Here is a 20,560-nt window from a genome sequence, read left to right as displayed (position 1 = left end):
CCGGTCGCTAACCCTTGATCACCTGGGTGCCGCCGGCAAGTTCGTCGTGCTTGCCCTGTTTGGTCGGACTGCCGCTGATCGTCACGGCGATGACGATGTAGGCGATGAAGGCCAGCAGGCCGCCGACGTAGGGCACGATCGACAACAGCGTGAAGGCGTTGCGAATCGCGGACTGCTTGGCGGTGGGCCGGGGCGCTCCGCCGGGGCCGAGGACTCGCATGCCCAACAACTTCTTGCCGGGCGTCCACCCCTGGGCCACCTCGAACGCGACGAAGTAAATGAACATCAGCAGACCGGAGAACAGGCCCGTCACCCAGATGTTGGTCAGGACGTCGAGGAAGAAGGCGAGAAAGAAGCCGACGATTCCGACGATGACGCCGTCGATGAGTCGCGCGAAAAATCGCAGGCCGAGGCCGCCGGGTTCCTGGTGACCGAACGGTGGCGGCGGATAACCGCCGGGTTGACCGTACGGTCCAGGTTGAGGTGGGTAATCGCCCGTTGTCATGACGCCGAATCTACCGGCCGACCCCGATTCCCTCAGCTGAACAAACGGCGACGCTGTTTCACTTGTGCCCGTGCGGTACCCGCGACATGTTCGGCGCGTTCTCGCGCGGCTTCGGCCAGCACCGGTGCGCGTTCACGAGCCACCTCGGCGAGCTCCACGCCGCGTTCGCGCGCCACTTCGGCCAGTTCGGCGCCGCGCTCACGGGCGGCCTCGGCGAGCACAGGGGCGCGTTCCCGCGCGATCTCAGCGAACTCGGCGCCGCGTTCGCGGGCCACGTGCGCGAGTTCACGACCGCGCTCGGCGCCGATGTGCAGGCCATGGCCCACTTTCTCGGCGAGTGCGGTGTCGGTGAGCGTGCCGCCCGTGGCCGCGCCGATGGGCAGTGCGGCGGTGACGGCCTCGGCCGCCTTGTGCGCCGCCCGGCGACCGCGCCACCCCAGCGACGGCTTGCCCTCCGTGTCGACGGCGGCGATGATCAACCCGCCGATGAGGCTGACGTCGGTCAGGAAGGCGCGCCGTTCGTCGGCTTTGCGCGCGGGGTCGGATTCATTCCAAAACATATGGCCGCCAAGGCACGACGCTCAACGCCAACGCCGCCGAAGCGACTCGCGGCAGCTTGCCGGTGGCCAGCAGCAGGCCGCCACCGATCTGCACCGCGGCGTTGACCCTCGCGACGGTCTCCGCGTTGGACGGAACCTTGGTGCCGACCGGATCGGGCAGCTTGCTCAGGCCCTCGAGCGCCGGACGGGCCGCATCCGCCGCGGGTTTGGGGCTGCGCAGCGCATCCACGCCTCGTCCGATGAAGACCGCTGACAACATGGGGCGCGCAATTCTTCGGATCAACATGGACGCTGTGTTCCCGCGCCGACGTCGGCGCAAACCCGATTACGCGCGGTCGTCGGTGAAACGTTCGCGCAACGGCAGCACGACCCAGAACGTCGCCAGTGCGACCAGCGTGGCACCGCCGGCGACCCAGGCCGCGAGTTGTCCCACCACCATGCCGAAGATCAACGTCGCCACACCGGCCAGCGCCATTCCGAGCAGCAGCAGTCCGGCGAGGGTGTGAGAGTGCGACGCCGCCACCAGCGGGCCGAGGCGATGCCGGCGAAACAGCAGTCGGTGCATTCCGACTGGCGCGATCAGCAACACCGTCGAGCCGATCGAGCATGCGACGGTGACGCGCCTGCCCGCGGCCGCGCACCTCGACACGGTAGGCCTGCAGCGGTTCGACCGGGTCGAGATCGAGCTCGACGCTGTCGGTGCCGTCGAAGTCAAGCACCGCGACCGTGGGCATGTCCGGCCCGCACAGCAGCGCGGTGATCCAGGTGGTGTCCTCGTTCGGCATCAGCCCGAGCCGGATCCAGCCGCCGAGCCGCTGCTGCGGGTCGACGAAGTCGAAGTACCAGCTCTCGTTCCACAACGGTTCGTCGGTGGCCGCGTGGGCGCCCTCGTCGTCGAGCGACGGCTGAAGTGGTTCGGGTGCAAGGGCTTCCGGCAAGATCGCCAGCGCGTCAGTGTCCAGTACATGCCGGCAGTGCCGCTCCAGCATGGTCATGAACATCTGGTCGCCGCGCTCGGTGCGTTCCACCAGCATCGAGGAGACGATCGCCATCATCACGCCGAAGAAGCTCTGCCGACGGACCCCCTCGCGCACATCGTCGAGGCTCAGCGGCGTATCCGGCCCGAGGGCGTCGTGATAGGCGCGCAACAGCGCGTCATAGTGGCCGCGGCGCCGCTGCACCGGTAGCGCGCAGCCCAGGAAGTACGCGACGTCGGTCAGCGCCGGGCCCCACGTGACGGTCTGCCAATCCACCACGGTCAGCGGGCGGTCGGCACCGGGTTCGCCGAACAACATGTTGTCCAGCCGGTAATCGCCGTGCACGAGGCCGTGTATCCGCTCGGACGCCCCTTCGGCGGCCAGATAGGCATCGAAGCTGCCCACCAGCCGCTCGCAGACCTCACGCTGCTCGGGGGTGATCAGATCGGCGTAGCGCTCGGCGAATCCCGCGGAGAGCCCGGCGACGAGTGCCTGGTTCAGCGGCGCCTCGCGGTTGAGCCACTCCGCCTGCGCCATCGCGGCGTTGCCCAGCAACGGGCCGTGCACCCGGCCGAGCTGTGACAGTGCGAGCGTGGCCTGTTCCACTGTGGCACCGCGGATCTCGTCGCCCACGACCGCCGGTGCCGCGTCGCCGAGCAGCAGGTCGAACGCCCCGGTCTCGGGGTCAAACGCGGCGTGATAGCACGGCGCGACGGGGCCTTGCAAACCAGGTGCCACATCGGTGTAGAACCGGACCTCGCGTTCGTAGAGCCCCAGCGCCAGCCCGGTCTGCCGGCTGCTCGGATCGGTGGCAGCGACCTTGAGCACCACCGACTTCGGCCCCTGCCCGCCGTCGGCATAGGTGAGTGTGACGCGGTAGCACTCGCTCATTTGCCCGGTGCCGATGCGTTCGAAAGCGAAGTCGCTGACCGTGGTATCCAGCGCGGTGGTCAGCCATTCGGCGGTCAGATCCGACGGCCGCTCGATCACGTCAGTGGTGCGCACTGGTCGCCGGTGTATGTGCCCCGGGGACATCCAGGGAGGGGTTGCGGTCGAAGAAGCCAAAGGGCTTGAGCCAGAACGACACGATGTCCACGGGCATCACGGGCCAGTCCTCGGGCCGGGTGATGTGGTGGATGCCGAACACGTACCACAGCACCACATCGGTGTTCTCGATTGACCTGTTGGCCTTGGTCCATTGCGCCAAGCCGGTGTCGGTCGCCGACTGGTTGACGAATTCGCCTGCCGGCCAGCGTTCGTCCGGGTGGTTCGGCGTCACCCATAAGGTGTGCTCGATGACGTTGGCGCGCTGCACCACCGGGGACGCGGAATCGAACATCGCCGGAATCGCGCCCGAGGGAACCAATTTGTACGACGGATGCGTGCCCAACCCGTTGACGGTGTTGGTGTTCACCACCTTCCACGACCGCTGGGTCTGGTAACTCACGTCCTGCTTACCCTCCTGCTCGGTGCGCAGCGGGACATTGCGCACCACCAGCGACAGCCCGTGCGGGTTGTCCGGACCCATCGGCTCGGCGTACGACTCGGTCATGTACACCGTGTTATCACGTCCGTCGACATCCAAGTCGAGGCGGGCCACCAGAAAGTGTTGGTGGAACGGCGCATACGTGCGTTCGTCGACCAGGGTGCCGTTGGGGTGCGGTTGGCCCTCGGCCAGCGGCGTGGTCACCATGATGCCTGTGGCCCGGATCTCGCATTCGATGTTGCCGTCCTGATAGAACCGCCAGTAGATGAGGTACTCGTAATTGGCGACGGTGACGTGCGAGGACACCGTCAGCCGCCGCATCCGGCGCACTTCGGCACCGATGTCATGGTCGACGTGCTTCCACAGCACCGCGTTGTCTTCCTCGTGGATGCACACGGCGTTGGGAATGGTGTACGGCTCGCCCTTGCTGTTATGCAATACCGCGTCCAGATAACGGATTTCGCCGAGGCAATCGCACCCGAGCTCCAGCGAGGTGGTCATGAACCCCAGGCCCCACTCACCGATGTCGAAGGCGGTGCGCCGGTAGTGATCCTCGGTCGGGTCCCGGTAGGGCACGATCATCTCCGCGAGCGAAATCCGGTGCGCCACCGAACGTGTGCGCTCACCGCCGCGATAGGTGATCGTGTGCAGGGTCATCCCCTCGCGGTGGTTGAAACCTATTCGGACAGACCAGTTCTGCCATTGCAGCAGGTTGCCGTCCAGCGTGAACGACGGGCCGTGGGGCTGGGTGATGTGCAAGGGCGTGAGCTGATCGCGCCGCCACCCCGCCCGGATCCGTTCGGGAATGTGCTTGGGCACATACTCGCCCATGACATTCGGCGGCTCGATGCCACCGTTGTCCTCGATCCGCAGCAGCTCCATGGTGTTCAAATCCACGACGCAGTGCAGACCGCTGATCGGATGCGCGTAGGGATTGGTGCCGGGCCCCTCCTTGAGCCAGGTGTCCGACCAGCCGAGGCGACGGTCGCGAAACTCCGGCGGTGCCACCGCATCACCGTAGGTCCAGGTGTCCATGAACACGCGGTCGATGTCGGTGATGCCGCGTTTCGCCAGCGCGGCAATGACATCCGGGTGCGCACGCAGCAGCTGGTCGCATTCGACGAACTCGTCGACGGTGAAGTTGGCCTGCACCCCGGGAACGTGCTCGAACGATTCGACACCGTTGTCGGTCAACGACACCACGCCCTTGTAGGTGGCATTGGTGTCGCGGTGCAGACAGATGACGGCCGCGCGCCGCGGCGGCGTCGCTCCCCCGTCGTCGAACGCGGCGAGTTCGGCCTTGCCGGGCTCCAACAGTTCGACCGAGGCGTACCGCCATCCCTCGCCCACACCGTGGTCGCGCCGGAGAATGGCCGCCACCGTCGTGAATTCGTCGGCTGACAGCGGATCCAGCGGGTAGCTCACCCGATTACGCAATCACATCCGCCGCCGCCGCGCAGGCGATTTCGGTGCTACCGGGAGGCCAGCGTGAACCCTTCCCAGGCGCGTCGACGCTCGGCCCGCGGATCGAGTTCGAGGCGCGGATGGCGATCGAACACCATCACCACGCGCTGCTCCTCGGCGTAGGGCGGCCAGCCTTCGCCAGGCACCCCGGTCCGGCTGAACGCCCGCCACCGCGACTGCACATCGTTGCTGACCCGCCGCGCCGAGCGGCGGTCGGCCGCCGCGGTGAGCACCGCGCCCAATCCGGTGCGGTAGGTGTCGAAGACCGCCAAGAGTTCCATCGCGTGGGTCGCGCCCAGCCCCGACCAGCGCAGCGTGCGCGGGGCGTAGTCATACCGGTACATGTAGGTCGGGGCGTGGCGGCTGTGCGCCTCGGCGATCTGCCAGGCGGCGGTGCCGAAAGCGAAGTCGCCGCCGAGTTGCAGGCACGCGTCGCGGCTCGGGTAGCCCGGGTAGGCCCCGGTGATCCGGTCGCGGGCGTCGGCGTCGGCGGCCGCCAGCAGCGGCTCGATCTTGTCCTCGGTCATCGGCAGGAGCGGCAGGAACCGGGTGAACAACCGGCCCTCTTCGTCGTTGTTGCCGACGATCAACGGCACCCGGTGCGCTTTGCCTTCGCGCATCGCCTCGACGGGGTCGGTGGGCAGGTACTCGGTGCCGTACGCGGGGCCGACCGCGAAGGCGCCAGGCATTTCCGTCGCGCCCCGATACAGCAGCCGGTCCACCGCGTTGACCAGGTCCGCCGGCCGCGCCGACATCAGCGCGGCGGCACCGTCTTGCGGTCGGGCGCCCAACAGTTCGACGAAACGGGTGGCGAACTCCGCGGCAAGTTCCGCGGGACGGACCAGCCCGCTGGCGGGGCTCTGCGAAATGGCCTGCGCGAACAGGCCCTTGGCCTGCGGCACCGCGAGCAGCGTGGCCACCGCGTGCGCACCGGCGCTTTCGCCGAAGATCGTCACGTTGTGCGGATCCCCGCCGAACACCTCGATGTTGTCGCGCACCCACTGCAGAGCCAGCACCAGGTCCTGCAGGAACAGGTTGCCGTCGATCGGGTGCTCCGGCGTGGACAGCGAGGACAGGTCCATACAGCCCAGCGCGCCGAGCCGATAGTTCACCGAGACGTACACGCAGCCGCGCCGCGCCAGGGCGGCGCCGTCGTAAATCGGTGTCGCCGAGCTGCCGAGGATGTAACCGCCGCCGTGGATGAAGAACATCACCGGCAGCGGCCCCGGCGGCGGCGACTCCGGTGTGACGACATTGAGGGTGAGGCAGTCCTCGCTCATCGGCTGGTACTTGCCGACACCCAGGATGGTGTACTTGCGCTGCTGGGGTGCGCAGTTGCCGACGCTGTGGCAGTAGCGAACGCCGGGCCAGGGCTCCGCGGGGCGCGGCGAACGGAACCGCAGCGGGCCCACGGGCGGACGGGCGTACGGGATGGAGCGCCATCGGTGCACGCCGTCGCGGGTGAACCCTTCGATCGTTCCCGTGCTGATGGTCGCGCGGACGGTACGTTCGTGCATCTTCCGACGGTAACGAACCTCAGCGAACATCGGTGTCACCGGCCGCGCCTGGCCGGGCCTCGCGTGTCGGGCGGCTAGCCTGGCCGGTATGCGGATTGCTGTGCTGATCGCGGCGTCTGTCCTGGTGGCGGGGTGTTCGCAAACCACGGGTGGGGATGCCGAGCAGACCGGCCCGACGCTGACCGTGCCCCCTACGACGCGTACCCTGCCTGCCACGCCGACTGCGACCTCTGCCACGCCGACGCGGCCTCCCCAGGCCGGCGCGCCGATGCGCGCCGTCATCGACTGGGTGGAGGCGGGCGCCCCCGCCGAGGTCGGCAACTACCACGTCGCGATGCGCGAGGGCACGACCACGCAGCTGGGTGACGACGTCGCGTTTCGCACCGAGGCCGGCACCAACTGCATGACCGATTCCGATGCCGGCGGCGCGCTGGCCTGCCTGGTGGATTTGACCAATCCGCCGCCGCGGCCGGCCGACGTGTACGGCGAATGGAAGGGCGGCTGGGTCGACTTCGCCGGCCCGACGCTGGAAGTGGGCTCCGCCCATGGTGATCCGGGCCGGTTCACCGCGGGCACCGGTGAAGAGCTGCCGTACGGGCAGGCGCTGGCGTTCGGTGACTACCGCTGCCGCGCCGACCCGTCGGGCCTGATTTGTGTGAACTACGCCCACCAGTCCGGGGCCCGCTTCACCGATGCCGGCATCCAGCCCTTCGGGTGCCTGCAAAGCGTGACGCCGCCGCCGGGCATCGGCAAGAAGTTCAGCTGCTGACCGTCGCCTCGTGGCCCGGGTAGGCGTGCACAATCGCCGAGCCCAGCTTCGGAACTGCATGCGCGAGTTCATGTTCGGCACTGTGCGCAACCCTGTGCGCGTCGGCAAGACTCAGGTCCGGATCGACGTCGAGCTCGGCGTCTGCCTCGAGGCGATGCCCGACCCAGCGCATCCGCACCCGCCGCACCGCCCGCACGCCGGGCTGACGGGCCAGCACCTGGTGCGCCGTGTCCACCAGTTCCGGGTCGACGCGATCCAGCAGCCTGCCGAACACGTCGCGGGCCGCGACCACCAGCACCACACCGATGGCCCCCGCGATCAGCAGACCGACGATCGGGTCGGCCATCGGGAAGCCCGCTGCCACTCCGACGGCACCGGCCACCACCGCCAGCGACGTCAAACCGTCTGCGCGGGCGTGCATTCCGTCGGCCCGCAGTGCCGCCGAGCCGATGCGTTTGCCGACCCGGATGCGGTATACCGCGACGATCTCGTTGCCGATGAAGCCCAGAATCCCGGCCGCCGCGACCCAGCTCAGGTGTGACAGCGGGACGGGGTCGACGAGCCTGCGCACTGCTTCGACGGCCGCGATCACCGCGGACAGCGCGATCACCGCCACGACGAACAGCCCGGCCAGATCTTCCACCCGGCCGAAGCCGTAGGTGTAGCGGCGGGTCGCCGCGCGGCGGCTCACCACGAACGCGATCCACAGCGGCACCGCCGTCAACGCGTCGGAGAAGTTGTGCACGGTGTCGGCGAACAGCGCCACCGAACCCGACAGGGCCACGACGATCAGCTGGGCAGCTGCGGTGATCCCGAGCACCACCAGGCTGATCTTGACGGCGCGGATGCCCTCGGCGCTGTCGTCATAAACGTCATGGTGGAATCCGCCCATCAGCCCACCTCCTCGTGCAGCACCCGCAGCTCGTTGTCATCCAGGTGGTGGGCCGGGACCCCGCCGGCGGCGTGCTCGGCGTTGTACACGGCGTCGGTGACAAGTTGGCGCACGTGGTCGTTCTCCAGCCGGTAAAACACTTGGGTGCCGTCGCGGCGGGTGCGAACCAGCCGCGCCATCCGCAGTTTGGCCAGGTGTTGGGACACCGACGGCGCCGGCTTGCCGACCCGGGCGGCCAGGTCGTTGACCGACATTTCGCGGTCGGCCAGCGCCCAGAGCAGCTGCACGCGCGTCGCGTCGGCCAGCATCCGAAACACCTCGACAACCAGGTCGGCCTGATCGTCGGCGAGCCGCCGGCCGCAAACCTGCTTATCTGCATTCATACGCAGATAGTAGCTCAGGCGACGCCATTCTGCTTCAGCAGCGGCAGCACCCCCTCGACGAACCAGTACGCCTCCTCCAGGTGCGGGTAGCCCGACAGGATGAACTCGTCGAACCCCAGCGAGTGGTACTCGTAGATCAGGTTGGCGACTTCCTCGTGGCTGCCGACCAGCGCGGTGCCCGCCCCGCCGCGGATCAGTCCGACACCGGCCCACAGGTTGGGGTAGATCTCCAGCTGATCTGTCCGCCCGCCGTGCAACGCGGTCATCCGGCGCTGCCCTTCGGATTCCGACTTCTTGTGCAGCTCCGTGACTTTCGCGATCTGTTCAGGCGTCAGCTCGGCCAGCAGCTCGTCGGCGACCGCCCACGCCGGGTGTTGGAGGCCGGCACCGCGACGAGAGTGGTCACGGTGAGCTGACGTTACGGACGGCGCCGTCGTCGATGAAGGGTTTGGCTCCCGCTGGGAAAAAAACGAAGACCCCGCCGGGGTGACGACCGAAATCGTCACCCCGGCAGGGCCGTTGAGCGAGGTGTCAGAGGCGGAAGTTGCCGTTGACGACGACCAGCGTCACCGGGTGGCCGTTGATGGTGGAGGTGAACCCGCGGTCCTGAAGCCGGACGATCTGCTGGGCCTGCTGCAGCTGGCGCTTGTTGCGCACCTCGTTGCGGAACTGATCGTCGCGCAGCTGCTGCAGTTCGGCTTGGGTGATGTCGCTGCCGCGCAGGCCGTTGTTCTGCACGCCGGTGGCCGACCCGTCCGCACGCATCACCCACGATGCGCGCACGCCCTCGAACTCCGCGGTGTACATACCCGCGGGAGCCGGGACCGCGGGCGCGGTGAAGTGGTACGGCACGCCGTTCATGGTGAGGTCGCCGACGACGTCCTTGCCGTTGAAGGACGCCTTAAGGGTGTCGCGGAAGCGTCCGGTGATGTCGATCGTGCCGTCGCTCTGGTTGCCGAAGAACCAGGCCTCGTCGTCGATGCCGTTGCACGCGTAGGCGGCGACTTCGGTGCCGTCGACGGCGATGCCGATGGTCATCGTCTTGCCGTTGGGCGACGGCATATCGGCGATGTATTTGGCCGACTGCGGGAACGGCGCCGCGGTCGCGGTCGTCGGCGCGGTTTCGGGGGCGGGCGTCGTCTCGGTGGACGTGCCGCCGTTGCAGGCTGACAGAGTGCCCAGGGTGATCAAGGCGCTGATACCCACGAGCAGGGTGCGGGTGTGCTTTCTCATGTGACCAGCATGAATGCCCGAACGGGCGCGCACATGAAGAATGTGTGGAGATTGCGTGGAGAACTCGGGTGCCTGGTTCACTCGGCCAGAAAGGCGCGGACTTCCTCGAGGAACACCTGCCACGCGGGTTCGGTGGCGGTCAGCAGGTGGTTGTTGCTGGACAGTGCCACCAGCCGGGAGTCCGGGATCAGGGTCGCCAGCTCCTCACCGAATCGCATCGGCACCCGGTGGTCGTCGCGCGAGTGCATGATCAGCGTCGGGCATACGACGTCGCGCGCCTGCTCGCGCACATCGATGCGGCCGAACTCATCGAGGAAGCGCACCGCGTTCTCCGGCGAGGTCGTGCGGCGCTGCAGCTGGTCGAAGGCCGCCCAGTCGGCGCGGGTGCCGTCGGGCAGGAACTGTGCGGCGAACACCTGGCGAAACACTGGGTCGTCGCGGCCCCAACCGACCCGGGCCAGCTCCAGATCCAGTGCGGCAGCGCGCTTTTCCTCCTCGCCGACCGCACGCACCGCGCGTCCACGCGCGTACGCGCCGCACAGCACCAGCCGGCTCACCCGATCCGGATGACGGGCGGCGTAGGCGACGGCGACGGCCCCGCCCTGCGATACTCCGAGCAGCGGGAAACGCTTCAGCCCGAGTGCCTCGACCACCGACTCGAGATCTGCCACCCAGTCGTCGAATGTGAAATCGCCTGCCTCCCAGTCGGAAAGACCGCAGCCGCGCTCGTCGTAGCGGATGAAGGTGTAGTCGCGTGAGAGGTCGCGCACCCAATGCCGCCACACCGGGCTTTCGATGTCATAGCCGAGGTGGGTCATCCAGTTCGCGGCCCGCACCAGCGGCGGTCCCTCCCCCGCCACCGCGTAGGCGAGCCGAACGCCGTCACCGGCACGACAGAACGCGATGTGTTGGCGCGGCACGGGAGGTTCGGGCAGCGCTGGCGGCTCGGGGGCGGCCACCTCGTCGATGACGGTTCCGACGAATTGGTATCCGCGGCCGCGGACGGTCCTGATGTAGCGCTGCGACTCGCCGTCGTCGCGAAGTGCCTTGCGCGCGGCCTTGATCCGGCTCGTCAGCGCCGCCTCACCGACGAAGCGTCCGCCCCACACCGAGTCGAACAGCTCTTCTTTGGTGACGACCCGGTCGTGATTGCCGACCAAGTGGGTGAGCACATCGAATACCTGCGGTTCGACACGGATCACGTCGACGCCGTCGCGCAACTCGTATCGCCCCGTATCCAGCACGAAATCGTCGAAGCGCCACACAGGCATGGGCAATGGTAAGGCCTAGCGCCAGCCGTCGGCCGCCTTCGCCGCACGCATCAGCGCGTCGCACAACTGCCGCAGCTCGGCGGCGTCGGCGCCCTCTTCCACGGCGGTCGCGACGTCCTCGGCGGCGCATCTGACTTGGTAGACGCGGTCGGACAGCTGGGCGGCCTCGTCGGCGGACAACACCACCGCATCGGGTGCCAGCGAGGTGCCCTTGACCATCGCCCGCTGCTCATAGGCGCGCTGGCGGCAGGACTGGCGGCAGTACTGGCGGCGCCGGCCCATCTCGGTATCGGCCACCTCGCGGCCGCACCACCTGCAGGGTTGAGGAGTCTTACGCCGTGCCACGGATGCGACTCTAAACCGCGATGCGCCCGATCCCCGGTATCATCAGCGGTCGAGTCGGGAACTGCGCGCGGGTTTGCCGCGTTGTTACTCCGGCAAGATTTTCTGATGAGGAGTGTTGACGATGGCTGATCGCGTCCTGAGAGGCAGTCGCCTCGGAGCCGTGAGCTACGAGACCGACCGCAACCACGACTTGGCGCCGCGTCAGGTCGCTCGCTACCGCACGGAGAACGGCGAGGAATTCGACGTCCCGTTCGCCGACGACGCCGAGATCCCCGGCACCTGGCTGTGCCGCAACGGCATGGAAGGCACCCTGATCGAGGGTGACGTGCCGGAGCCCAAGAAGGTCAAGCCGCCGCGCACCCACTGGGACATGCTGCTGGAGCGTCGTTCGATCGAGGAACTCGAGGAGCTTCTCAAAGAGCGCCTCGAGCTCATCAAGTCGAAGCGTCGCGGCAGCTGACGCCTTAGCGCACCACGCCGCGGGCGCGATCCAGGCGCCCGCGGAAACCCCATTCCGCGACCTTGTACATGGCTTCGCGGATGTTGGAGCCGCTCATCTTGGAGACGCCCAGCTCCCGCTCGGTGAACGTGATCGGCACCTCGACGACGGTGAAGCCATTGTTGATCGCGCGCCAGGTCAGGTCGATCTGGAAGCAGTAGCCCTTCGACTCGACCGCGGCCAGGTCGATCTTCTCCAGCACTTCGCGGCGGTACGCGCGGTAGCCGGCGGTGATGTCGTGAATGCCCACGCCCAGCAGCAGCCGTGAGTAGGTGTTGGCCGTCTTCGACAGCACCAGGCGCCGCCACGGCCAGTTGCGGACCGTCCCACCCTCGACGTAGCGCGACCCGATGGCCAGATCGGCCCCGGCGTCGACGGCGTCGAGCAGACGGTGCAGTTGCTCGGGTGCGTGGCTACCGTCGGCGTCCATTTCCACCAGCACCGAATACTCGCGATTCAGGCCCCAGGCAAAGGCGGCGAGGTAGGCCGCACCGAGTCCGTCCTTGCTTGTGCGGTGCATGACGTGCACGCGGTCGGGGTCGGCCAGCGCCAGCTCGTTAGCCAGTTCTCCGGTGCCGTCGGGGCTGCCGTCGTCGACGATCAGCACGTGCACGTCGGGGCGCGCGGCATGCACGCGTCCGAGGATCAACGGCAGGTTCTCCCGCTCGTTGTAGGTCGGGATGATGACCAGAGTGCGCTCACTCGGGCTACTCATGTGGCTCCTTTGTGTCGGTCGCCGGTCCTGACTCGCCGACCCCTAAATGATCTTGGCACGAACCCTCCATTGTGCATGATCGCGGCGACTACCGCCGCAACGCCGAGGGCGACCAGCAAACCCTGCACAATCGGACCCCATCGCGTCGCGGGGGTCAGCTGCGTTTTCAGTCGGATCTGGGCGTCGAGGTAGGCCGGTTCGAAGAAGCCGGTGCGGGCCAGCGTGCGGCCGTCCGGTGCGATCACCGCGCTGATCCCGGTGGTGCCCGCCACCACGACATAGCGGTTGTGCTCCACGGCACGCAGTTTGGCGAACATCAGGTGCTGGCTGCTCATATGCTCGCCAAACGTGGCGTTGTTCGTCGGGACCGCCAACATTTGCGCGCCGCTGCGCACCGACTCGCGGGCCGCCCGGTCGAAGATCACCTCCCAGCACGTGGTGACGCCGACGGGTACGCCTGCGACGTCGACCACGCCGTCGCCGGTGCCCGGCACGAAGTATCCGGCCCGCTCCGCGTAGGGCGAGAGGTGTTGGAAGAAGCTGCGCCACGGCAGGTATTCGCCGAACGGCTGCACGATCTGCTTGTCGTGCCGGTCGCCGGGCCCGTCGGCGGGATCCCAGACGATCACCGAGTTGGTGGAAACGGGGTTGTCGCGGCTGTAGCCGGGCCCGGCGAGGACGGCGCCGACGAGAATGGGCGCATTGATCGCCCGCGCCGCGGCGGTGATCTGTTCGGCCGCGTCCGGGTTGGCCAAGGGATCGATGTCGGACGAGTTCTCCGGCCAGATCACGAACAGCGGTTGCGCGGCTTTGCCCGCGCGCACGTCCTCGGCGAGGCGCATGGTCTCGCGCACGTGGTTGTCGAGTACGGCGCGGCGCTGGGCGTTGAAGTCCAGGCCGAGCCGCGGCACGTTGCCCTGCACGACGGCGACGGTGACGGCCGGGTCGTCCTCGGCACCCAGGCCCGAATGCCGGACCTGCGGCCAGATCACCGCCGTGCCCAACAGCACTGCGGTGATGCACAGCCCGGGGATCACGACGGCAGGCGGCCTACCGGTGTCTTCGCCGTTTCGCCACCACTTCAGCGTTTCCACCGCGATTGCCGCCAGGCTGAATCCGGTGAGCACCACCGCGAACGACAGCAGCGGCTCTCCTCCCAGCTTCGCGATGGCCAGCAGCGGCCCGTCGACCTGCCCGAAACCGACGTTGCCCCAAGGGAATCCACCAAATGGCACGGTGGACTTGGCCCACTCGACGGCAATCCAGACAGCGGCGAAGGCGATCGGCCAGCCCGGCAGCCGTCGTACCACGACCGCCAGCAGGCCGAACAGCGCCGGGAAAACCGACTCGACGGCCACCAGCACCAGATACGGAAAGGTGCCGACGAACTCGCCGGTCCACGGCAACAGCGGGACGTAGAACGTCAGGCCGAACAGGTATCCGTAGCCGAATCCGCCTGCCAGCGTGGTGGATTCGCGCGTCAGCACCCAGGCGAGCAAGGCGAACGCCGCGATCGCGGCGTACCACCAGCCGAACGGCGGGAAACTCGCGCACAGGAGTATTCCGGCGACGATCGTCGCACTCAGTTGGGGCAGCCGGTCCACTAAAGCCTGCCCGAAGCGGCCGGCCCGTGAAGGTTGGGGCTCCGAGTCGGCCGACTCCTCGTCGTCGATGACGGCGGGAATGATCTCGGTGTCGTCGGCACGCCGTTTAGCCATGGAGCACGACACCTCGGTGGACCGTCTGCCGGCATCGCGGCAGCGGTGCGCCGGGCTCGAGCCGCGGCAGCGCCGGCACCCTCGAACGCGGGTCGGTCGACCAGCGCTGCACCGAGTCGGCCGGCGCGCTGACCTCGACTTCATCGGCATCCCAGATCGCGTACGAGGCCGGTGCGCCCGGCACGAGGGTCCCCGTCTCGCCGTCGCGGATCCCTCCGGCCCGCCATCCGCCACGAGTTGCCGCGGCGAAGGCCGCGCGCACCGACAGAGAACTGCCCGGGGTGTGATGGTGGCTGGCCGCCCGCACGGTCTCCCACGGGTTCATGCTGGTCACCGGCGTATCCGAGCCGAATGCGAGTGGCACGCCTGCCGATGCTAACAGCGAGAACGGGTTGAGCTGCCCGGCTCGGTCAGGCCCGAGGCGCTGCGCGTACATCCCGTCCGGGCCGCCCCACAGCGCGTCGAAGGTGGGCTGCATGCTCGCGACCACGCCCCAGGAGCCGAGGCGGGCGGCCTGCTCGGCGGTGATCATCTCGACGTGCTCGAGCCGGTGGCCGCAGCGGGCGAGGGCGGGCGCGCCGAATCGCTCGACGGTATCGGCCATGGCGTCGACGACCGCGGTGACGGCGGCGTCGCCGATGACGTGGAAACCCGCGGGGACGCCCGCCTCGGTGCAGGCGTGCAGGTGGCCGGCGATGGCGTCGGGGTCGAGATAGGTGGCGCCGCAGGTGTGGGGCGCGTCGGTGTAGGGCTCGTGCAGCCACGCGGTGCGCGACCCGAGTGCACCGTCGACGAACAGGTCGCCGGCCAACCCGCGGGCGCCGGTGGTGGCGATCAGGTCGCGGGCTTGGTGAGCGGTTGTGACGGGTTGGCCCCAGTAGCCGATGACGTCGACGCCGTGGTCGATGCGGTTGATCGCCAGCCAGTCGTCGAGGCCGCCGATGTCGGGGCCTGCGCATTCGTGGACCGCGACGATGCCCAGGCTCGCGGCCTTGTCCAGGGCGCCGAGGCGGGCCTGCTGAAGTTGCTTGGGGGTCAGTCTGTTTCGCGCCGCGGCGCGGATCAGGTGGTGGGCGTCGGCGGTGAGGGGCCGCTGCGGGTCGAATCCCGCGGCGTTGGTGAGGCCCGCCGTGTCCCGGCGCAACGCGGTGGAGGCCGCCGCCGAGTGCACGTCGATGCGGGCCAGGTAGGCGGGCCGGTTGCCGAGCACGCGGTCGAGGTCGTCGGTGGTGGGCGGGGTGTTTTCCGGCCAGGCGGACTCGTCCCAGCCGTGCGCCCAGATCGGGCCGTCGGGGTGGTTCTGTGCGAAGTCGGCGAGAAGTTGCAGGCAGTGCTGGAGCGAGGTGGCCTGTCGCAGGTCGAGTCCGGTGAGGCTGAGCCCGGTGGCGGTGAGGTGGACGTGGCTGTCGACGAACGCGGGGGCGACGAAGCCGCCGTCGAGGTCGACGATCTGCGCGTCGGGATACTGGGCGCGCCCGACGGTGTCACTGCCGAGCCAGGTCACGACGCTGTCGGGGCCTTCGCTGACCGCCATCGCGGTGGCGTCGGGCATGGCCGGGCTGTGCACCCGGCCATTGAGCAGGAGCGTCGTCAAGCGTGGTCGGGGTGTCGCGGCAGCCGCTGGGGTTCCACATCCGTCACGTCTGTCACGTCCATGACTTCACCGTCGATGTAATCGCCACGCCCCGCACGGTAGCGGGTGGCTCCGGCGGCAGCGACGGTGATCACCGGAACCCGTCGGGCAACCAGCACGGTGAGCAGCGGCCGGGCAGCGGCCCGCGACGGCGGCAGCAACAGCAGCGCGCCGAGCACGGAGCTGGCGATGCCGGGTATGACGACGAGCACGGTCCCCAGCGCGACGAGCGCGCTGTCGGTGATCGCACCGTGCGCCGTCGCGGCGGTCAACCCGGTCCGCAGCTGGCGGATATGGCGCTTGACCTGCGATCCCGCCAGCACGATGCCCACCACGAACGTCGCCATCACGGCCAGCACCGTCCAGCCGACGCCGACGGTGGACACCAGCGCGACGAGCACGGCGAGCTCGATCACGGCGTAGAGCAGAAACAGCCGCATAGCCATGTGATGCCAACGCGTCGCAGCCCGCTTGGGTTCCGCGTCAACTTCTGCGCCCACGTGAAACTGAGCCTGACGGGTTGACTTAGGCGGGCTTCAACTCGAGGCCGACGTTGTTCTTCATGCCGCCGCGCAGCTTGCTGAACAGATTGAACGTCTTGCCGATCAATCCGTACCGCTTACCGATCGCGTCGTAGACGGCGCCGTTGTGGGATTTGTCGAGGACCGTCGCGATCGCCTCGACGGCCTCCCCTTTCGGGTTGCCCCGCATATCGCATTCGGCGATCGTCACGCGCGGGGTGTTGCGAATCCGCTTGACCTTCCACGATTTCTCCTGGGTGATCACCAGCAGACGTCCGTCCCCGTCGGGTGCAGCCCAAATCGGCGTGGGCTTGGGCCGGCCGTCTTTGGTGAATGTGGTCAGCAGGATGTACTCGGACTTGGCGACGTCGGCGAAGGTGACAGGCACATGGTCAATCTACTTGCCGTTGACTCTGCATCCATGGCGCAAAAGTTCGAGTACCCAACGCCCTCAGCGCAGAGTCAACGCGTCTAACCCTCGAGTTCGCCTTCGGTCTCCAGCAGCACCTGGCGCAGCCCGTCCAGCGTCGCCGTCTCGGGTTGCGCCCACATTCCGCGACCGGCCGCCTCGAGCAACCGCTCGGCCATCCCGTGCAATGCCCAGGGATTCGACTCGGCCATGAACTTGCGGTTCTCGTCGTCGAGGACGTACTCCTGCGACAGCCGCTCGTACATCCAATCGGCCATCACACCGGCGGTCGCGTCGTAACCGAACAGATAGTCCACCGTGGCGGCCATTTCGAAGGCGCCCTTGTAGCCGTGCCGCCGCATCGCCGCCATCCAGCGCGGGTTGACCACGCGCGCCCGGAACACCCGATTGGTCTCCTCGGACAGCGTGCGCGTGCGCACCGCATCGGGGCGGGTGTTGTCACCGATGTAGGCCGCCGGCGCCTTACCGGTCAGCGCCCGCACGGTGGCCACCATGCCGCCGTGGTACTGGAAGTAGTCGTCGGAATCGGCGATGTCGTGTTCACGGGTGTCGGTGTTCTTGGCTGCCACCGCGATTCGGCGGTACTGACGGTTCATATCGTCGGCGGCCGGCGCGCCGTCCAACCCGCGGCCGTAGGCGAAACCGCCCCACGCGGTGTACACCTGCGCCAGATCGGCGTCGTCCCGCCAGTTGCGGCTGTCGATCAGCTGCAACAACCCCGCCCCGTACGTCCCCGGCTTCGAGCCGAAAATCCTTGTGGTGGCTCGTCGTTCATCGCCATGCTGGGCCAGATCGGCCTGCGCGTGGGCGCGCACGTAGTTGTCGTCGGCGGGTTCGTCCAGTCCCGCGACGAGGCGCACCGCATCGTCGAGCATGGTGACCACGTGCGGGAACGCGTCGCGGAAGAACCCGGAGATCCGCACCGTGACATCGATCCGGGGCCGGCCCAGCTCCGACAGTGAGATGGGCTCCAGGTTGACGACGCGCCGCGACGCGTCGTCCCAGACCGGCCGAACACCCAGCAGCGCAAGAACTTCGGCGATATCGTCGCCGGCGGTGCGCATCGCCGAGGTCCCCCACACCGACAGCCCGACCGACTGCGGCCAGCGACCGTAATCGGCGCGGTAGCGCTCCAGCAGCGAGTCCGCCATCGCCACGCCGGTTTCCCAGGCCAACCGTGACGGCACCGCCTTGGGGTCGACGGAGTAGAAGTTGCGCCCGGTGGGCAACACGTTGACCAGCCCCCGCAGCGGCGACCCGGACGGGCCCGCCGCGATGAACCGGCCGTCCAGCGCCCGCAGAATCTGGTCGATCTCCGAGGAGGTGCCCGCCAGCCGCGGCACCACTTCGGTCGCGGCGAATCGCAGAATGGCCGCCACGTCGGCATTTTCGGTGAGCCGCTCCACCGCAGCGGGATCCCACCCGGTTTCCTGCAGCGCCGCGACCAATTGGCGCGCAGCGGATTCCGCGGCGTCAACGGCGTCGCGTTCGTCGGGACCGTCCTCGGCCAGACCGAGGGCTTGGCGCAACCCGGGCACCGTCTGCTCGCCGCCGAACAGCTGGCGTGCCCGCAGGATGGCCAGCACCAGATCGAGTTCACCTTCGCCGGTGGGCTTTTGGCCCAGCACGTGCAACCCGTCGCGGATCTGCACATCCTTGATCTCGCACAGCCATCCGTCGACGTGCAGCAGCATGTCGTCGAACGAGTCTTCGTCGGGCCGCTCTGAAAGGCCGAGGTCGTGATCCATCTTCGCCGCCCGCATCAACGTCCAGATCTGCTGGCGGATCGCCGGCAGCTTGCCGGGATCGAGCGCGGCGACGTTCGCGTGCTCGTCGAGAAGCTGCTCCAACCGCGCGATGTCGCCGTACGTTTCGGCGCGCGCCATCGGCGGAATCAGATGGTCGACGAGCGTGGCGTGGGCTCGGCGTTTGGCTTGCGTGCCCTCCCCCGGGTCGTTGACTAGAAACGGGTAGATCAGCGGTATATCGCCCAGCGCGGCGTCGGGGCCGCAGGCCGCCGACATGCCCAGCGTTTTTCCGGGCAGCCATTCGAGGTTGCCGTGCTTTCCGAGGTGGACCACCGCGTCGGCCCGAAAACCGTTACGCAGCCAGTGATATGCCGCCAGATAGTGGTGGCTGGGCGGTAGGTCCGGGTCGTGGTAGATGGCCACGGGATTCTCGCCGAAGCCCCGCGGCGGCTGCACCATCAGCACCAGGTTGCCGGCTTGTATTGCGGCGATGACGATGTCGCCGTCGTCCACGAAAAGCTCGCCCGGCGGCGGACCCCAGTGCTTGACCACCGCGTCCGTCAACGACGACGGCAGCGTGGCGAACCAGGCCCGATACTCCGCGGCGGACACCCGAATCGGATTGCCCGCGAGCTGCCCGTCGGTCAGCCAGTCGGGGTCCTGCCCGCCCCGTTCGATCAGCGCGTGCACCAGCGCGTCACCGTCACCCGCGTCCACTCCCGGTATGTCACCGATCGCATAACCCGCGTCGCGCATCGCACGCAGCAGCGCGACGGCGCTGGCCGGCGTGTCCAAGCCGACGGCGTTGCCGATGCGGGCGTGTTTGGTCGGATACGCGGAAAACACCACGGCGACCCGTTTTTCGGCGGCGGGCACCGCCCGCAGGCGGGCGTGGCGCACCGCGAGCCCGGCGACGCGGGCACAGCGCTCCGCATCGGGCACATACGAGATCAGGCCTTCGGAGTCAATCTCCTTGAACGAGAACGGAACCGTGATGATGCGGCCGTCGAACTCCGGCACCGCCACCTGGCTGGCCACGTCGAGCGGTGAGAGCCCATCGTCGTTGTCCACCCACTGGGAACGCGAGCTCGTCAGGCACAGGCCCTGCAGGATCGGGATGTCCAAAGCGGCCAGATGCGCGACGTTCCAGGTGTCGTCGCTGCCGCCCGCCGTCGCCGTGGACGGGACCGCGCCGCCCGCGGCGAGCACGGTGGTCACCATCGCGTCGGCGGACTCGAGCAGCTTGAGCATCGCGGGTTCGGCGGTGCGCAGCGACGCGCAGAACACCGGCAGCGGCCGCCCGCCGGCATCCTCGATCGCCCTGCACAACCCCTCCACGTAGCCGGTGTTGCCGGCCAGCTGCTGGGCCCGGTAGTACAGCACCGCGATCGTCGGACCGTCGACGTCGGCCGCCGCGCGGTCCAAGACACCCCAGCTCGGCGTGGACACCGGCGGCGCGAACCCGAACCCCGTCATCAGCAGGGTGTCGGACAGAAACGCGTACAGGTTCCGCAGATTCTCGACGCCCCCCTGCGCCAGATAGATATGCGTCTGCAGGGCCACCCCGGCCGGCGTCGTGGAATGCCCCATCAGCTCGGCGTCGGGCGTGAGCTCGCCGCTGACCACCACGGCCGGCACGCCGCGCGCGACGACGGTGTCGATGCCGTCCTGCCAGGCGCGGTAGCCGCCGAGGATGCGGACCACGGCGACGTCGGCGCCGTCCAGCAGCTCGTCGAGCTCGCCGGGAACCAGTCGCGACGGGTTCGCCCACCGATAGCCCGCCCCGCTGGCGCGCGCGGTGATCAGGTCGGTGTCGGATGTCGACAGAAGCAGAACGGAGGGACGAGAGGACGAAGCCACCCACCATTCGTACCGCACGCGCGATGCGGCGGAC

Annotated in this window: 19 protein-coding genes and 2 pseudogenes; 2 read left to right on the top strand and 19 right to left on the bottom strand. The window is 68.4% G+C overall.

The features are described 5' to 3' along the window. Positions 1–7 precede the first annotated feature (7 nt). The 7 genes and pseudogenes from CWS39_RS22405 to CWS39_RS22380 all read right to left on the bottom strand — a co-directional run bounded on the left by CWS39_RS22405 (position 8) and on the right by CWS39_RS22380 (position 6,509). The gene (locus CWS39_RS22405; RefSeq protein ID WP_102145101.1) at positions 8–505 is read right to left on the bottom strand and encodes an RDD family protein; all 498 of its coding nucleotides are present in this window, start codon (positions 503–505) and stop codon (positions 8–10) included. A 32-nt stretch (positions 506–537) separates the two neighbouring features. Then, entirely contained in the window at positions 538–1,065 is a 528-nt protein-coding gene (locus CWS39_RS29750) for a hypothetical protein (RefSeq protein ID WP_233213630.1), read from the bottom strand. After that, on the bottom strand, positions 1,052–1,324 hold the full coding sequence (locus tag CWS39_RS29745) for a DoxX family membrane protein (protein WP_233213629.1): 273 nt from the start codon (positions 1,322–1,324) through the stop codon (positions 1,052–1,054). Before CWS39_RS29745 ends, CWS39_RS29750 begins: the two co-directional genes overlap by 14 nt. Before the next feature lie 66 nt (positions 1,325–1,390). Continuing rightward, complete coding sequence (locus CWS39_RS29740) at positions 1,391–1,630, bottom strand: DUF6328 family protein (RefSeq protein WP_233213632.1); 240 nt, start codon at positions 1,628–1,630, stop codon at positions 1,391–1,393. A 55-nt stretch (positions 1,631–1,685) separates the two neighbouring features. Further along, positions 1,686–3,047: pseudogene (locus tag CWS39_RS22390) on the bottom strand (DUF7064 domain-containing protein); the annotation flags it as partial. Continuing rightward, complete coding sequence (locus CWS39_RS22385) at positions 3,034–4,953, bottom strand: primary-amine oxidase (RefSeq protein WP_102145099.1); 1,920 nt, start codon at positions 4,951–4,953, stop codon at positions 3,034–3,036. The gene CWS39_RS22385 and the pseudogene CWS39_RS22390, both read right to left, overlap by 14 nt. 47 nt (positions 4,954–5,000) lie before the next feature. Continuing rightward, positions 5,001–6,509: a carboxylesterase/lipase family protein gene (locus tag CWS39_RS22380; RefSeq protein ID WP_102145098.1), complete on the bottom strand. Its 1,509-nt coding sequence runs from the start codon at positions 6,507–6,509 to the stop codon at positions 5,001–5,003. An 88-nt stretch (positions 6,510–6,597) separates the two neighbouring features. Here CWS39_RS22380 and CWS39_RS22375 point away from each other — a divergent pair, with 88 nt between their 5' ends. Beyond that, positions 6,598–7,278, top strand: a complete 681-nt coding sequence (locus CWS39_RS22375; protein WP_102145097.1) for a hypothetical protein — start codon at positions 6,598–6,600, stop codon at positions 7,276–7,278. Here CWS39_RS22375 and CWS39_RS22370 read toward each other — a convergent pair. The 6 genes and pseudogenes from CWS39_RS22370 to CWS39_RS22345 form a co-directional block, all read right to left on the bottom strand. Continuing rightward, positions 7,268–8,170: a cation diffusion facilitator family transporter gene (locus CWS39_RS22370; protein WP_102145096.1), complete on the bottom strand. Its 903-nt coding sequence runs from the start codon at positions 8,168–8,170 to the stop codon at positions 7,268–7,270. The two genes, CWS39_RS22375 and CWS39_RS22370, sit on opposite strands and share 11 nt — an antisense overlap. Then, positions 8,170–8,553 (bottom strand): ArsR/SmtB family transcription factor, encoded by a 384-nt coding sequence (locus CWS39_RS22365; protein ID WP_102145095.1) that lies wholly within the window; start codon positions 8,551–8,553, stop codon positions 8,170–8,172. The genes CWS39_RS22370 and CWS39_RS22365 overlap by 1 nt, the downstream gene beginning before the upstream one ends. A gap of 14 nt (positions 8,554–8,567) precedes the next feature. Then, positions 8,568–8,921: pseudogene (locus CWS39_RS22360) on the bottom strand (LLM class flavin-dependent oxidoreductase); the annotation flags it as partial. Positions 8,922–9,084: 163 nt separating this feature from the next. Next, complete coding sequence (locus CWS39_RS22355; RefSeq protein ID WP_102145094.1) at positions 9,085–9,786, bottom strand: hypothetical protein; 702 nt, start codon at positions 9,784–9,786, stop codon at positions 9,085–9,087. A 77-nt stretch (positions 9,787–9,863) separates the two neighbouring features. After that, positions 9,864–11,057, bottom strand: coding sequence for an alpha/beta hydrolase (locus CWS39_RS22350; RefSeq protein WP_199178255.1), 1,194 nt, complete (start codon positions 11,055–11,057; stop codon positions 9,864–9,866). A 15-nt stretch (positions 11,058–11,072) separates the two neighbouring features. Further along, entirely contained in the window at positions 11,073–11,402 is a 330-nt protein-coding gene (locus CWS39_RS22345) for a hypothetical protein (RefSeq protein WP_102145093.1), read from the bottom strand. A gap of 121 nt (positions 11,403–11,523) precedes the next feature. Between CWS39_RS22345 and rbpA the strand changes: the two genes are divergently transcribed. Continuing rightward, the gene (rbpA, locus tag CWS39_RS22340) at positions 11,524–11,862 is read left to right on the top strand and encodes an RNA polymerase-binding protein RbpA (RefSeq protein WP_102145092.1); all 339 of its coding nucleotides are present in this window, start codon (positions 11,524–11,526) and stop codon (positions 11,860–11,862) included. Between the two features lie 4 nt (positions 11,863–11,866). Here the strand turns inward: rbpA and CWS39_RS22335 are convergent, their stop codons facing one another. From CWS39_RS22335 to cobN, 6 genes are all read right to left on the bottom strand, one after another. Further along, positions 11,867–12,616: a polyprenol monophosphomannose synthase gene (locus CWS39_RS22335; protein ID WP_102145091.1), complete on the bottom strand. Its 750-nt coding sequence runs from the start codon at positions 12,614–12,616 to the stop codon at positions 11,867–11,869. Further along, the gene (lnt, locus tag CWS39_RS22330; RefSeq protein ID WP_102145090.1) at positions 12,613–14,334 is read right to left on the bottom strand and encodes an apolipoprotein N-acyltransferase; all 1,722 of its coding nucleotides are present in this window, start codon (positions 14,332–14,334) and stop codon (positions 12,613–12,615) included. The genes CWS39_RS22335 and lnt overlap by 4 nt, the downstream gene beginning before the upstream one ends. Beyond that, complete coding sequence (locus tag CWS39_RS22325) at positions 14,327–15,928, bottom strand: amidohydrolase (protein WP_102145089.1); 1,602 nt, start codon at positions 15,926–15,928, stop codon at positions 14,327–14,329. The genes lnt and CWS39_RS22325 overlap by 8 nt, the downstream gene beginning before the upstream one ends. Next, positions 15,925–16,413 (bottom strand): FxsA family protein, encoded by a 489-nt coding sequence (locus tag CWS39_RS22320; protein ID WP_102145088.1) that lies wholly within the window; start codon positions 16,411–16,413, stop codon positions 15,925–15,927. Before CWS39_RS22320 ends, CWS39_RS22325 begins: the two co-directional genes overlap by 4 nt. Positions 16,414–16,492: 79 nt before the next feature. Beyond that, positions 16,493–16,876 (bottom strand): PPOX class F420-dependent oxidoreductase, encoded by a 384-nt coding sequence (locus tag CWS39_RS22315; RefSeq protein WP_102145087.1) that lies wholly within the window; start codon positions 16,874–16,876, stop codon positions 16,493–16,495. 83 nt (positions 16,877–16,959) lie between these two features. Further along, positions 16,960–20,526 (bottom strand): cobaltochelatase subunit CobN, encoded by a 3,567-nt coding sequence (gene cobN, locus CWS39_RS22310; protein ID WP_102145115.1) that lies wholly within the window; start codon positions 20,524–20,526, stop codon positions 16,960–16,962. Positions 20,527–20,560 lie beyond the last annotated feature (34 nt).

The organism is Mycobacterium hubeiense (assembly GCF_002838065.1).
Classification (GTDB): Bacteria; Actinomycetota; Actinomycetes; order Mycobacteriales; family Mycobacteriaceae; genus Mycobacterium; species Mycobacterium hubeiense.
Note: the sequence above shows the minus strand (reverse complement) of the source record. Positions and strands in the feature narration are given on the sequence as shown.

Excerpts from the sequence above, each read along its gene's own strand:
- CWS39_RS22405 (WP_102145101.1), bottom strand. The coding sequence starts at position 505 with ATGACAACGGGCGATTACCCACCTCAACCTGGACCGTACGGTCAACCC.
- CWS39_RS29750 (WP_233213630.1), bottom strand. The coding sequence starts at position 1,065 with ATGTTTTGGAATGAATCCGACCCCGCGCGCAAAGCCGACGAACGGCGC.
- CWS39_RS29745 (WP_233213629.1), bottom strand. The coding sequence starts at position 1,324 with ATGTTGTCAGCGGTCTTCATCGGACGAGGCGTGGATGCGCTGCGCAGC.
- CWS39_RS29740 (WP_233213632.1), bottom strand. The coding sequence starts at position 1,630 with ATGCACCGACTGCTGTTTCGCCGGCATCGCCTCGGCCCGCTGGTGGCG.
- CWS39_RS22380 (WP_102145098.1), bottom strand. The coding sequence starts at position 6,509 with ATGCACGAACGTACCGTCCGCGCGACCATCAGCACGGGAACGATCGAA.
- CWS39_RS22375 (WP_102145097.1), top strand. The coding sequence starts at position 6,598 with ATGCGGATTGCTGTGCTGATCGCGGCGTCTGTCCTGGTGGCGGGGTGT.
- CWS39_RS22370 (WP_102145096.1), bottom strand. The coding sequence starts at position 8,170 with ATGGGCGGATTCCACCATGACGTTTATGACGACAGCGCCGAGGGCATC.
- CWS39_RS22365 (WP_102145095.1), bottom strand. The coding sequence starts at position 8,553 with ATGAATGCAGATAAGCAGGTTTGCGGCCGGCGGCTCGCCGACGATCAG.
- CWS39_RS22355 (WP_102145094.1), bottom strand. The coding sequence starts at position 9,786 with ATGAGAAAGCACACCCGCACCCTGCTCGTGGGTATCAGCGCCTTGATC.
- CWS39_RS22350 (WP_199178255.1), bottom strand. The coding sequence starts at position 11,057 with ATGCCTGTGTGGCGCTTCGACGATTTCGTGCTGGATACGGGGCGATAC.
- rbpA (WP_102145092.1), top strand. The coding sequence starts at position 11,524 with ATGGCTGATCGCGTCCTGAGAGGCAGTCGCCTCGGAGCCGTGAGCTAC.
- CWS39_RS22335 (WP_102145091.1), bottom strand. The coding sequence starts at position 12,616 with ATGAGTAGCCCGAGTGAGCGCACTCTGGTCATCATCCCGACCTACAAC.
- lnt (WP_102145090.1), bottom strand. The coding sequence starts at position 14,334 with ATGGCTAAACGGCGTGCCGACGACACCGAGATCATTCCCGCCGTCATC.
- CWS39_RS22320 (WP_102145088.1), bottom strand. The coding sequence starts at position 16,413 with ATGGCTATGCGGCTGTTTCTGCTCTACGCCGTGATCGAGCTCGCCGTG.